This is a genomic window from Mycobacterium sp. AMU20-3851 (assembly GCF_043974665.1).
In the GTDB taxonomy this organism is placed as follows: domain Bacteria; phylum Actinomycetota; class Actinomycetes; order Mycobacteriales; family Mycobacteriaceae; genus Mycobacterium.
In genome coordinates, this window is the sequence record NZ_CP146371.1 from 1,838,598 (window position 1) to 1,851,873 (window position 13,276).

A 13,276-nucleotide genomic window follows, 5' to 3' on the forward strand; every position below is an offset into this window, starting at 1 on the left:
GAGGTACTGACGGTGTACCGGATTGAAACTAACTGCGGGAATGTGTCCCGACGGTCACTGCGAGTAAATTCCGCGTGAAGAGCTGTCCCACCCCGGCGCTACGGTGAGGGCATGACGCCGTTCCACGATCTGGACACCTACTTCGCGCTGCCGAGGACGGCCGGCCTGGCCGTGTCCTCGGACGGTGCCCGAGTCGTCACCACGGTCAGCGAGCTCAACCCCGACCGCACCGAATACGTCACGGCGATATGGGAGTTGGATCCCGACGGGGTGCGGCCGGCCCGGCGGCTGACCCAGGGCCTCAGCGGGGAGTCCGCGCCGGTGTTCACCTCCGACGGCGATCTGTTGTTCGTGGCGACCCGGCCCAAGCCCGGTGACGACGAGCCGCCGGCAGCACTATGGCGGTTGCCCCGGCACGGCGGGGAGGCAATCGAGGAGTTGTCGCTGCCGGGCGGAGTGGCGGCGGTGCACACCGCGCGGCACGCCGCGACCACCGTGATCACGGCGCCGGTGCTGCCCGCCGCGACCGACCTCGACGATGACCGACGGCTGCGGAAGCTGCGCAAGGACAACAAGGTGTCGGCGATCCTGCACACCGGCTACCCGGTGCGGTACTGGGATCACGATCTGGGTCCCGGTCACCCACACCTTTTTGACGGTGACGGTCTGCGCGACCTCACGCCCGCACCCGGCGGCGCACTGCGCGAGGCCGGGCAGGATGTCAGCACCGACGGCAGCTTCCTGGTCACCGGATGGCAGGCGGCCGCACCCGGGGTGGCATTGCGGTCCCGGATCGTGCGCATCGACATCGGCACCGGCCAACACACCGTCGTCGCCGACGATCCCACGGCCGACCTGGGCCGGCCCGCGATATCCCCGGACGGCACCCGCCTGGCCTTCCTGCGCGAGACGATCTCCACACCGGATCGGGCGCCGCGGATCACGTTGTGCTGGCAAACCTTCGGTGGCGAGCGGGTGGAGCTCGGTGACTGGGACCGCTGGCCCACCTCGGTGACCTGGTCGACCGACGCCACCGCCCTGATCGTCACCGCCGACGACGGTGGCCGCGGTCCGGTGTTCGCGGTGGACCCGCAGACATCCGCGGTGACCCGGCTGACCCACGACGACTTCTCCTACACCGATGTGCGGACCGCGCCCGGCGGGCTGATCTACGCCCTGCGCAGTTCCTACCACACCCCGCCGCACCCGGTGCGCATCGATACCGCCGACGGCACGGTCACGGTCCTGCCGTGCGCCGAATTGCCGGAATTGCCAGGATCTCTGGAGGAACTCACCGCCACCACCGACGACGGTACGGCGGTGCGGTCCTGGCTGATCCTGCCGGAGCGCGACGCCGCACCGGCACCGCTGCTGCTGTGGATTCACGGAGGGCCACTGGCCAGCTGGAATGCCTGGCACTGGCGGTGGAACCCATGGGTGCTGGCCGCCCAGGGGTTCGCGGTGCTGCTCCCGGACCCGGCGCTGTCCACCGGATACGGGCAGGACTTCATCCAGCGCGGGTGGGGGGCTTGGGGTGCGGCGCCCTACACCGATCTGATGGCCGCCACCGACGCGGCATGCGCGCACCCACTCGTCGACGCATCACGCACCGCGGCGATGGGTGGCTCCTTCGGCGGATACATGGCCAACTGGATCGCCGGGCACACCGACCGTTTCGACGCCATCGTCACCCACGCCAGCCTGTGGGCGCTGGACCAGTTCGGGCACACCACCGACGGCGCGTACTGGTGGGTGCGCGAGATGACCGAGCAGATGACCCAGCGCAACTCCCCGCACCATCACGTCGGCAACATCCGCACCCCGATGCTGGTCATCCACGGCGACAAGGACTATCGGGTCCCCATCGGGGAGGCGCTGCGGTTGTGGTACGAGCTGCTCAGCCAGTCCCGACTGCCCGCGGCCGATGACGGGACCAGCGTGCACCAGTTCCTGTATTACCCCTCCGAGGGGCACTGGGTGGGGGCGCCGCAGCACGCCAAACTCTGGTACCAGGTGGTCACTGCGTTCCTGGCCCGGAATCTGTTCGGTCGCGACGTGTGCCTACCGGAACTCCTCGGGTAGCTTCGGGTCTCATGACCTCCGCGCAGCAGGATTCGGACCGGGAATTCGACATCGTCCTTTATGGCGCGACCGGGTTCGCCGGGAAACTCACCGCTCAGTACCTCGCCCGGTCAGGTAGCGGTGCCCGCGTCGCCCTGGCCGGCCGGTCGCTCGTCAAGGTCCGCGCCGTGCGGGACTCGCTGGGTCCCGAGGCGCAGTCCTGGCCGCTGATCGAAGCGGACACGTCCAAGCCGTCCACGTTGGCCGACATGGCGGCCCGCACCCGGGTCGTCGTCACCACTGTCGGGCCCTACACGCACTACGGCATGCCGCTGGTCGGAGCCTGCGTGGCTGCGGGCACCGACTACGCCGATCTCACCGGCGAGACGCTGTTCATCCGGGACAGCGCCGAACAGTTCCACAAGCAGGCCGCCGACACCGGATCGCGGATCGTGCATTCGTGCGGATTCGACTCCGTGCCATCGGATATCACCGTCTACGCGCTGTACGACCGGGCCCGGACGGACGGCACCGGGGAGCTCGGCGAAACCAATTTCGTGCTGCGCTCCTTCGCCGGCGGCGTTTCCGGCGGCACCGTGGCCTCGATGATCGAGTTCATGCGGACCGCCGCGGAGAACCCGCAGTCGCGCGACGACCTGCAGGACCCGTACACGCTGAGCACCGACCGGGGTGCCGAGCCCGAGTTGGGGCCGCAATCGGACAACCCGTGGCGGCGCGGGCGTGAGATCGCGCCCGAACTCGACGGCATCTGGACCGGCGCATTCGCCATGGCCGCACCCAACTCGCGCATCGTGCGCCGCAGCAACGCCCTGCTGGACTGGTCGTACGGCCGGACGTTCCGGTACGCCGAGCAGATGAGCGTGGGCTCCTCGGTCGTCGCGCCGGTGGCCGCGGCACTGGAGACCGCGGCCAGCGTCGCGACGTTCGGTCTGGGCACCCGTTACATCAACAAGGTGCCCCGGGGCCTGCTCGACCGGGTGCTCCCCAAGCCGGGCACCGGACCGAGCGAACGCACCCGGGAAAAGGGCTACTACCGCGCCGAGACGTACACCACGACGACGACCGGAGCCCGCTACCGGGCCACCATGGCCCAGCAGGGCGACCCCGGATACAAGGCCACCGCCGTGCTGCTCGCGGAGTGCGGTCTGGCGCTCGCACTCGACCGCGACCGGCTCTCCGACCTGCGCGGCGTGCTCACCCCGGCCGCGGCCATGGGTGATGCGCTGCTGACCCGGCTGCCCGCCGCGGGAGTCACGCTGGAGACCGCCCGGCTCGATTGATTCGGCCCGCGCCGAACCCCTGTGGACCATGATCGGACTCGGCTAGGGTCCACCTCGGGGGGACCTCACATCAACGGAAATGGGTGAGAAATGGCCGGGCTGGATGAACTTTTCGCGCAGATTCCTGTTCAGGAGATCGCGACCAAGCTGGGGGCGGACGAGGGCGAGGTGAACAACGCCGTCCGGACGTTGGTTCCCGCCCTGGTGGGTGGGCTGCAGGCCAACGTGCAGGCCGACGACATCGACTCGACCGATCTGGAGGCCGAGGTCGGCTCGCAGGCGGCCAGCGGACTGCTCGACGGAGGGGTCAAGGTCGACGATGTCGACCCCGGCCAGGGCGACAAGATCGTTGCCACCATCTTCGGCGGCAACGACAGCAATTCGGTGGCCTCCGCGCTGGCCGGCACCGGTGCCGGCAGTGGCGATCTGATCAAGCAGCTGTTGCCGATCCTGGCGCCGATCGTGCTGGCCTACATCGGCAAGCAGTTCGGCGGAGGCGCGGCCGCGCAGCCGCAGTCCGCACCATCGGGCGGCGGTCTCGGCGATGTGCTGGGCAGCATTCTCGGCGGCGCCGGCGGCGGGGGTAACAATCCGCTCGGCAGCATCCTGGGCAGCGTGCTCGGCGGTGGCTCGGGTGGCCAGGGCGGCAACCAGGGAAATGTGATCGGCGACATCCTGGGCGGGCTGCTGGGCGGGAAGAAGTAGGCGGCCCGCCGGGCATGGAGAAGTAGCCCGCCCGGGTGGCGGCAAGTTACGCAGAGCGGTTTCCCTAGAATCGATGGGTGACCGCCAGCCCCCGTGACCGTGCCGACGCCCTTCCCAAGTCCTGGGAGCCCAGTGTGGTAGAAAGCGACCTGTATCAGGGCTGGGTGGACGCCGGATACTTCACCGCCGACCCGAGCAGCGACAAGCCGGCCTACTCGATCGTGCTGCCGCCGCCGAATGTGACCGGCAGCCTGCACATGGGCCATGCGCTGGACCACACCCTGATGGATGCGCTGACCCGGCGTCGGCGGATGCAGGGCTACGAGGTGCTGTGGCTGCCCGGCATGGACCACGCCGGCATCGCCACCCAGTCCGTGGTGGAAAAGCAGCTCACCGCCGACGGCAAGACCAAGGAGGACCTCGGCCGCGAGGCGTTCGTCGAGAAGGTGTGGGACTGGAAGCGTGAATCCGGCGGCACCATCGGCGGGCAGATGCGCCGGCTCGGCGACGGTGTCGACTGGAGGCGCGACCGGTTCACCATGGACGAAGGGCTGTCGCGCGCGGTCCGCACCATCTTCAAGCGGCTCTACGATGCCGGGCTGATCTACCAGGCCGAGCGCCTGGTCAACTGGTCCCCGGTGCTGCAGACCGCCATCAGCGATCTCGAGGTCAAGTACGAGGACGTCGAGGGTGAGCTGGTGTCGTTCCGGTACGGCTCGATGAACGACGATGAACCGCACCTGGTGGTCGCCACCACCCGGTTGGAGACGATGCTCGGCGACACCGCCATCGCGGTGCACCCCGACGACGACCGCTACCGCGCGCTGGTCGGCCAGACGCTGCCGCACCCCTTCCTGGATCGGCAGATCATCGTGGTGGCCGACACCCACGTCGACCCCGAATTCGGTACCGGCGCAGTCAAGGTCACCCCGGCGCACGACCCCAACGACTTCGAGATCGGGCTGCGGCACAGCCTGCCGATGCCGTCGATCCTGGACACCACCGGCGCCATCACCGGTACCGGAACCAAGTTCGACGGGATGGACCGCTTCGCGGCCCGGGTGGCGGTGCGCGAAGCGCTGGCGGCCGAGGGCCGCATCGTCGCCGAGAAGCGTCCCTACCTGCACAGCGTCGGGCACTCCGAGCGCAGTGGCGAGCCGATCGAACCGCGGCTGAGTCTGCAGTGGTGGGTCAATGTCGAATCGATGGCCAAGGCCGCCGGCGACGCGGTGCGCAACGGCGACACCGTGATCCACCCGGCCAGCCTGGAACCGCGCTGGTTCGGCTGGGTGGACAACATGCACGACTGGTGCATCTCGCGCCAGCTGTGGTGGGGGCACCGGATCCCGATCTGGCACGGTCCCGACGGCCAGCAGGTGTGCCTGGGCCCGGACGAGACCCCGCCCGAGGGCTGGGAGCAGGACCCCGACGTGCTGGACACCTGGTTCTCCTCGGCGCTGTGGCCGTTCTCCACCATGGGCTGGCCGGACCGCACCCCCGAGATGGAGAAGTTCTATCCGACAAGCGTTCTCGTCACCGGCTACGACATCCTGTTCTTCTGGGTGGCCCGGATGATGATGTTCGGCACCTTCGTGGCCGGCGACGACGCGATCGGCGAGGGTGCCGTCCCGTTCCGGAATGTCTTCCTGCATGGGCTGATCCGTGACGAGTTCGGCCGCAAGATGAGCAAGTCCAAGGGCAACGGCATCGATCCGCTGGACTGGGTGGAGAAGTTCGGCGCCGACGCGCTGCGCTTCACCCTGGCCCGCGGCGCCAGCCCGGGCGGTGACCTGTCCATCGGTGAGGACCATGCCCGCGCCTCACGCAACTTCGCCACCAAGATCTTCAACGCCACCAAGTTCGCGCTGATGAACGGTGCCGCGCTCGCGCCGCTGCCCGACCTCGGCGAGCTCACCGACGCCGACCGGTGGATCCTGGGTCGGCTGGAAGAGGTTCGCGCCGAAGCGGATTCGGCGATGGAGAGCTACGAGTTCAGCCGCGCCTGCGAGTCGATCTACCACTTCGCCTGGGACGAGTTCTGTGACTGGTACGTCGAGCTCGCCAAGGTGCAGCTCGGCCGGCCCGAGCATGCGGTCCACACGCCGGCGGTGCTGGCCACAGTGCTGGACAGCCTGCTCAAACTGCTGCACCCGGTGATGCCGTTCGTCACCGAGACGCTGTGGAAGACGTTGACCGGCGGTGAGTCCCTGGTGATCGCCGACTGGCCGGCCGCATCCGGCATCGACCTGGATTCCGTTGCCACCCAGCGCATCGCGGACATGCAGAAACTGATCACCGAGGTGCGCAGGTTCCGCAGCGATCAGGGGCTCAACGACCGGCAGCGGGTCCCGGCCAAGCTGGTCGGTATCGGTGAGGCCGATCTGGCGGCCCAGCTGCCCGCGATCACCTCGCTGGCCTGGCTGACCGAACCCGCCGACGGATTCACCCCGTCCGCGGCCGTCGAGGTGCGTCTGACCGGCGGCACCGTCGTCGTCGAACTCGACACCTCGGGCACCGTGGACGTCGCCGCCGAACGCAAACGGCTGGAGAAGGATCTGGCGGCCGCGCAGAAGGAACTCGCCCAGACCACAGGCAAACTCGGCAACGACGCGTTCCTGGCCAAGGCGCCGGAAGCCGTCGTGGAGAAGATCAAGGCCCGCCGGCAGTTGGCGGCCGAAGAGGTCGAGCGGATCACCGCCCGTCTCGGGGATCTGCAATGAGCGCCTGCGCATGAATCAACCCATGCCGGACGAGATCGCGGCGCTGCTGCAGGTCGAGCATCTGCTCGACCAGCGGTGGCCGGAGACCAAGATCGAGCCCAGCACCGCGCGCATCTCCGCCCTGCTGGAGCTGCTCGGGTCGCCGCAGCGGAGTTACCCGTCGATCCATATCGCCGGGACCAACGGCAAGACGTCGGTCGCCCGGCTGATCGACGCCCTGCTCACCGCGCTGCACCGGCGCACCGGGCGGACCATCAGCCCGCATCTGCAATCCGCCGTCGAACGCATCTCCATCGACGGCAAGCCCATCAGCCCGGCGCAGTACGTCGAGACCTACCGCGAGCTCGAACCGTTCATCGAACTGGTGGACCAGCAGTCCGAGGCCGCGGGAGGCCCCCGGATGAGCAAGTTCGAGGTGCTCACCGCGATGGCGTTCGCGGCGTTCGCGGATGCACCGGTCGACGTCGCGGTGGTGGAGACCGGTCTGGGTGGCCGCTGGGACGCCACCAATGTGATCAATGCCCCGGTCGCGGTGATCACCCCGATCGGGATGGACCACACCGATTATCTGGGTGACACGCTCGCCGAGATCGCGGGGGAGAAGGCCGGCATCATCACCCGGCAGGAGTCCGACCTGGTGCCCACCGACACGGTCGCGATCATCGGCCGTCAGGCGCCCGAGGCGATGGAGGTGCTGCTGGCTGAGACGGTGCGCGCCGATGCCGCGGTGGCCCGTGAGGATTCGGAGTTCACGATCCTGGACCGTCAGGTCGCCATCGGCGGTCAGCTGCTGACCCTGCAGGGCCTGGGCGGGGTGTATCCGGAGATCTTCCTGCCGCTGCACGGCGAGCATCAGGCGCACAACGCTCTCCTCGCGCTGGCCGCGGTGGAGGCGTTCTTCGGCGCCGGGTCGGAACGCCAACTCGACATCGACGCCGTGCGGGCCGGTTTCGCCGCGGCCACCAGCCCGGGCCGGTTGGAGCGGGTGCGCAGTGCCCCGACGGTGTTCATCGACGCCGCGCACAATCCGGCGGGCGCGGCGGCGCTGACGCAGGCACTGGCCGACGAGTTCGATTTCCGCCATCTGGTGGGTGTGCTCTCGGTGATGGCCGACAAGGATGTCGACGGCATCCTGGAGGCGCTGGAGCCGGCCTTCGACATGATCGTGGTCACCCACAACGGGTCGCCACGGGCGATGGACGTCGAGGCGTTGGCGGCGCGCGCCGAAGAGCGGTTCGGTCCGGAGCGGGTCGCGGTCGCGGCCACGCTCCCGGACGCGATCGAGACGGCGACGGCGCTCGTCGAAGAGTCGGGCAATGACGGCGAGGGATACTCGGGGAGCGGCATGGTCATCACTGGTTCGGTTGTCACCGCGGGCGCAGCGCGCACGCTGTTCGGGCGGGACCCGCAGTGAGCGGCGCAGCCCCCACCGGCGACCCGTGGCGCAGCTTCCGGGGCATCATGGCCGGCATCCACATCCTGGAGGCCATCGTCGTGCTGCTGGCCCTGCCCGTCGTCTCGGCGGGAGAGGACGGCCTGACCGTGGCCGCCGGCAGTTTCCTGATCGGCATGGCGGTCGTGCTGATCCTGCTGTCCGGCATGCAGGGCCGGCCGGGCATCATCTGGGTGAACCTCGGCATCCAGGCCGTGTTCATCGCGGGCGCCCTGATCCACGGCGGGATCGGGTTCATCGGTGTGATCTTCGCGGGCGTCTGGGTGTTGATGATCTACCTGCGGGCCGAGGTCAAACGGCGTCAGGCCCGGGGACAGCTGCCCTACCAGCAGCCCGGTCCGCCGCCGCAAGGGGGCTAGTGCGCGGGCCGCTCATTACTGACCGGTACGCTGTGCGCCGTGACTGAGCGGACTCTCGTGTTGATCAAGCCCGACGGCGTGCAGCGGAACCTGATCGGCGAGGTTCTCGGCCGGATCGAGCGCAAGGGGTTGACCTTCGCTGCGCTGGAGCTCAAGACCGTGAGCGAGGATCTGGCCCGCCAGCATTACGCCGAGCACGACGGCAAGCCGTTCTTCGGTTCGCTGCTGGAATTCATCACCTCCGGACCCGTCGTGGCGGCGGTCGTCGAGGGCGAACGCGCCATCGCCGCGTTCCGCCAGATCGCCGGCGGCACCGATCCGGTGGAGAAGGCGACGCCCGGCACCATCCGTGGTGACTTCGCGCTCGTGACCCAGGAGAACCTGGTGCACGGGTCCGACTCGCCCGAGTCCGCTGCCCGGGAAATCGCGCTCTGGTTCCCCGAACTGACCAGCGCTTAACCTTCGCCTTCAACCGCTTCGTCAGATTCTGGCGCGCGGTATGGGATACTTACCCTGGGAGACCGGCACCACAGTGGGGCCGGTCACCCGGATGAAGACTTCGACGAGTGCGACCATCGCGTCAGCGGTGCGGCGCCAAAGCGTCTAGCCATCATTCAGCCAGGCGCCGAGTGGGTTCAATGCGAGCTGCTCGGGGCGAGACCATAACAAGTTCGGGAGAAGCTCCCCGGACCCATAGCGGAAGCCCTCGCGTGGCCGCGTCGTCATGACGCGCCCGGGGGCTTGAGGAGAATTTGTGGCCGAAGATGCCCCTACCCAAGACCAAGTCGAAAACAGCCAGCACAGCGAGGAACTGCCGGCGAAGCTGAGAGTTCACTCGCTGGCGCGTGTGCTGGGCACCACCAGCAGGCGCATCGTGGATGCGCTCGCCGAGCTGGACGGCCGGGCCCGCAGCCCGCACTCGACGGTGGCCCGTGAGCAGGCCGAGCAGGTCCGCGAGGTGCTCAATGCCGAGGCCGCCGCATCCGCGGTCGAGGTCCCCGCCGCAGCAGCCGTCACCGAAGACACCCCGCCGGAAGTCGCCCCGCAAGCTCCGGAGGCTGCCGCCGAACCTGCCCAGGACGTCGCGCCCGAAGCGCCCGCCGAGGCGCCCGAGGCAGCGGCCGCCGAGGCCGAGGCCGCTGTTCCCGTCATCGAGGAGCCGGAATCCCGGCTGCTGCTGGAGGCACCCCCGGTCACCGAGACGCCAGCGACACCCGAGGTGCACGAGCCCGCGCCGTACCTGCCGCTGTTCGTGGCCCCGCAACCCGTCCAGTACGCGCCGCGCCCGGCACCCGCCGACGACGACCACGGTGACGACGCCGAGGACACCGAGGCCGAGGACGTCGCCGACGGTGACGACACCGGCGACGACGACCAGTCCGAGCGGCCCGCCGCCCGGCGCCGCCGCCGCGGGCGCCGCGGCCGGGGACGTGGACGCGGGGAGCAGAGCGCCGAGGACGGCAGCGAGGACGAGGACGCCGACGCCGAGACCACCGACTCGGCCGGCGCCGACGACTCCGAGGACACCGACACCGACGCCGACGAGGACTCCGACACGGACGAGGACGCCGGTGACGAGGGCGCGGGCGCCGAGGCCGGCAGCCGCCGCCGGCGTCGCCGCCGCCGCCGCAAGTCCGGATCGGGTGATTCCGACGACTCCGGGTCGCCGGATGATCCGCCCAACACGGTCGTGCACGAGCGTGCGCCCCGGGCCAAGTCGAGCTCGGGGCGCGACGGAAAAGACCCAGACGAGATCCAGGGCATCTCCGGATCCACCCGGCTGGAGGCCAAGCGCCAGCGCCGCCGCGACGGCCGCGATGCCGGTCGCCGGCGCCCGCCCATCCTGAGCGAGGCCGAGTTCCTGGCCCGTCGGGAGGCCGTCGAGCGCACCATGATCGTGCGTGACAAGATCCGCACCGAACCCCCGCACGAGGGCGCGCGCTACACCCAGATCGCCGTCCTCGAAGACGGCGTCGTGGTCGAACACTTTGTCACTTCAGCCGCCTCGGCATCCCTGGTCGGCAACATCTACCTGGGCATCGTGCAGAACGTGCTGCCTTCGATGGAAGCGGCGTTCGTCGACATCGGCCGCGGCCGCAACGGTGTGCTGTACGCCGGCGAGGTGAACTGGGAGGCCGCCGGTCTCGGAGGGGCTCAGCGCAAGATCGAGCAGGCCCTCAAGCCCGGTGACTACGTCGTCGTCCAGGTCAGCAAGGACCCCGTCGGCCACAAGGGCGCCCGGCTCACCACCCAGGTGTCGCTGGCCGGCCGGTACCTGGTCTACGTGCCGGGTGCCTCCTCGACCGGTATCAGCCGCAAGCTGCCCGACACCGAGCGCCAGCGGCTCAAGGAGATCCTGCGCGAGGTCGTCCCGGCCGGTGCCGGGGTGATCATCCGGACCGCGTCCGAAGGCGTCAAGGAAGACGACATCCGCGCCGACGTGAACCGGCTGCAGGAACGCTGGACGCAGATCGAGGCGAACGCCGCCGAGGTCACCGCGAAGAAGGCCGGTGCGGCCATCGCGCTGTACGAAGAGCCCGACGTGCTCGTGAAGGTCATCCGCGATCTGTTCAACGAGGACTTCTCCAACCTCATCGTCTCCGGCGAGGATGCCTGGAAGACGATCAACGACTACGTCACGTCCGTTGCGCCGGAGCTGGTTCCGCGGATGACCAAGTACGAACCCGCAACCCCGGACGGGCCGGACGTGTTCGCCGTGCACCGTATCGACGAGCAACTGGCCAAGGCGATGGACCGTAAGGTGTGGCTGCCGTCGGGTGGCACCTTGGTCATCGACCGGACCGAGGCGATGACCGTCGTCGACGTCAACACCGGCAAGTTCACCGGTTCGGGCGGCAACCTCGAGCAGACGGTGACCAAGAACAACCTCGAAGCCGCCGAGGAGACCGTCCGTCAGCTCCGGCTGCGCGATATCGGCGGCATCATCGTCATCGACTTCATCGACATGGTGCTGGAGTCCAATCGCGACCTGGTGCTGCGCCGGCTGACCGAGGCGCTGGCCCGGGACCGGACGCGCCATCAGGTCTCGGAGGTGACCTCGCTCGGGTTGGTTCAGCTGACCCGTAAGAAGCTGGGTACCGGACTGATCGAGGCGTTCTCCACCACCTGCACGCACTGTGCGGGCCGGGGGATCCACCTGCACGCGGATCCGGTGGACACCGCCGCGCCGTCGGGTGGCAACAACCGCAAGTCCGAGTCGGGTGGCGGCGGGAGCCGGCGCAGCAAGCGGGGCAAGAAGGCCGCCAAGACCGATGACGCGCAGGACAGCGTGCAGGTCGCGAAGGTGCCGGCGCACGCCGCCGGTGAACACCCGATGTTCAAGGCGATGGCAGCGGGCCTGCACGGCAACGGTGACGCCGAGGACGCAGAGGAGACCGAGGACGAAACCACCGCGGCCGCGCCGGCCGAGACCGCGGTCGCCGAGGACTACGAGGAGCCCGACACCCTGGACGACTCGGACGAGGACGATTCGGACGAGGACGACTCGGATGACGATTCGGACGAGGACGAACTCGTCGACATCGATGATGACGACGACGAGGCCGACGACGATGACATCGAGGTCCTGGACGACGACTCCGAAGACGACGACTCCGAAGACGACGACTCCGACGAGGATGACGACGAGTCGGACGAGGACGACTCCGACGACGAGGAAGACGACGACGCCGACGACTCCGACCCCGACGAGGACGACTCGGACGAGGACGACGCCGACGACGAGGTCGCCGTTTCCCCGCCGCCGGTGACGGCACCCAGAGGCCGGGTTCGCAGGCGGGCCGCGGCCCGCCCGGCGGGCCCGCCGACCACCTGACGAGGACCGGAACAGGCGGTTTGACCCTCTAGGCGCTGGTCACGTACCCTTGACCAGTTGTCGCGGGGCTTGCAGCCGCAACTGCTGGCTCGGCCCGCACCCAAGACCCGCACGTGCATGTTCCATATTGCGCGCGCCCAGACGAACGAAGCAGAGGTAGATCCACGATGGCAGCCGAGAACGCCACGTACGCAATCGTCAAGACTGGCGGCAAGCAGTACAAGGTCGCCGTCGGGGACATTGTCAAGGTTGAGAAGCTGGAGTCCGAGCCCGGGGCTTCCGTCTCGCTGCCCGTCGCTCTGGTCGTCAACGGCGCCAAGGTGACCACCTCGGCCGACGATCTGGCCAAGGTCGCCGTCACCGGCGAGGTTCTGGAGCACACCAAGGGCCCCAAGATCCGTATCCACAAGTTCAAGAACAAGACCGGCTATCACAAGCGCCAGGGTCACCGTCAGCAGCTGACGGTGCTCAAGGTCACCGGCATCAAGTAAAGAACGGGAGCGACAGACATGGCACATAAGAAGGGCGCTTCCAGCTCGCGCAACGGTCGCGATTCAGCTGCCCAGCGGCTCGGCGTCAAGCGGTTCGGCGGTCAGGTCGTCAAGGCCGGCGAGATCCTGGTCCGCCAGCGCGGAACCCACTTCCATCCGGGTGTGAACGTCGGCCGTGGTGGCGACGACACCCTGTTCGCCACGGCACCCGGCGTGGTGGAGTTCGGCGCCAAGCGCGGCCGTCGGACGGTCAACATCGTCCGTCTCGTGCGCTCGGAAGCCTGATAACCCGAGGACTTTCTGCGAACGCGAAGCTGCTGCGAGTTCTCTAGAGAAGACTCGCAGCAGCTT

10 protein-coding genes are annotated in these 13,276 nt (G+C 68.8%); all 10 read left to right on the forward strand.

The features are described from left to right. Nucleotides 1–111 precede the first annotated feature (111 nt). The 10 genes from V4U86_RS08930 to rpmA all read left to right on the forward strand — a co-directional run bounded on the left by V4U86_RS08930 (nt 112) and on the right by rpmA (nt 13,210). Complete coding sequence (locus V4U86_RS08930) at nt 112–2,082, forward strand: S9 family peptidase (protein ID WP_395310894.1); 1,971 nt, start codon at nt 112–114, stop codon at nt 2,080–2,082. A gap of 11 nt (nt 2,083–2,093) precedes the next feature. Continuing rightward, entirely contained in the window at nt 2,094–3,362 is a 1,269-nt protein-coding gene (locus tag V4U86_RS08935; RefSeq protein ID WP_395310895.1) for a saccharopine dehydrogenase family protein, read from the forward strand. A 90-nt stretch (nt 3,363–3,452) separates the two neighbouring features. Next, complete coding sequence (locus V4U86_RS08940; protein WP_395310896.1) at nt 3,453–4,067, forward strand: DUF937 domain-containing protein; 615 nt, start codon at nt 3,453–3,455, stop codon at nt 4,065–4,067. 77 nt (nt 4,068–4,144) lie between these two features. Further along, on the forward strand, nt 4,145–6,787 hold the full coding sequence (locus tag V4U86_RS08945) for a valine--tRNA ligase (RefSeq protein ID WP_395310897.1): 2,643 nt from the start codon (nt 4,145–4,147) through the stop codon (nt 6,785–6,787). Between the two features lie 10 nt (nt 6,788–6,797). Next, complete coding sequence (folC, locus tag V4U86_RS08950; RefSeq protein WP_395310898.1) at nt 6,798–8,201, forward strand: bifunctional tetrahydrofolate synthase/dihydrofolate synthase; 1,404 nt, start codon at nt 6,798–6,800, stop codon at nt 8,199–8,201. A 47-nt stretch (nt 8,202–8,248) separates the two neighbouring features. Further along, the gene (locus V4U86_RS08955; RefSeq protein WP_395311968.1) at nt 8,249–8,599 is read left to right on the forward strand and encodes a DUF4233 domain-containing protein; all 351 of its coding nucleotides are present in this window, start codon (nt 8,249–8,251) and stop codon (nt 8,597–8,599) included. A gap of 39 nt (nt 8,600–8,638) precedes the next feature. After that, a complete protein-coding gene (gene ndk, locus V4U86_RS08960) occupies nt 8,639–9,058 on the forward strand; it encodes a nucleoside-diphosphate kinase (RefSeq protein WP_395310899.1) in 420 nt (139 codons plus the stop codon). A 295-nt stretch (nt 9,059–9,353) separates the two neighbouring features. After that, nucleotides 9,354–12,434, forward strand: coding sequence for an Rne/Rng family ribonuclease (locus V4U86_RS08965; protein ID WP_395310900.1), 3,081 nt, complete (start codon nt 9,354–9,356; stop codon nt 12,432–12,434). 167 nt (nt 12,435–12,601) lie between these two features. Then, complete coding sequence (rplU, locus tag V4U86_RS08970; RefSeq protein ID WP_395310901.1) at nt 12,602–12,925, forward strand: 50S ribosomal protein L21; 324 nt, start codon at nt 12,602–12,604, stop codon at nt 12,923–12,925. Between the two features lie 18 nt (nt 12,926–12,943). Further along, entirely contained in the window at nt 12,944–13,210 is a 267-nt protein-coding gene (gene rpmA, locus V4U86_RS08975) for a 50S ribosomal protein L27 (protein WP_019513236.1), read from the forward strand. Nucleotides 13,211–13,276: the final 66 nt, after the last annotated feature.

Bases quoted from the DNA above. Each gene is read 5' to 3' on its own strand.
- V4U86_RS08955 (WP_395311968.1), top strand. From the start codon at position 8,249: ATGGCCGGCATCCACATCCTGGAGGCCATCGTCGTGCTGCTGGCCCTG.
- folC (WP_395310898.1), top strand. From the start codon at position 6,798: ATGAATCAACCCATGCCGGACGAGATCGCGGCGCTGCTGCAGGTCGAG.
- rpmA (WP_019513236.1), top strand. From the start codon at position 12,944: ATGGCACATAAGAAGGGCGCTTCCAGCTCGCGCAACGGTCGCGATTCA.
- rplU (WP_395310901.1), top strand. From the start codon at position 12,602: ATGGCAGCCGAGAACGCCACGTACGCAATCGTCAAGACTGGCGGCAAG.
- V4U86_RS08940 (WP_395310896.1), top strand. From the start codon at position 3,453: ATGGCCGGGCTGGATGAACTTTTCGCGCAGATTCCTGTTCAGGAGATC.
- V4U86_RS08930 (WP_395310894.1), top strand. From the start codon at position 112: ATGACGCCGTTCCACGATCTGGACACCTACTTCGCGCTGCCGAGGACG.
- V4U86_RS08935 (WP_395310895.1), top strand. From the start codon at position 2,094: ATGACCTCCGCGCAGCAGGATTCGGACCGGGAATTCGACATCGTCCTT.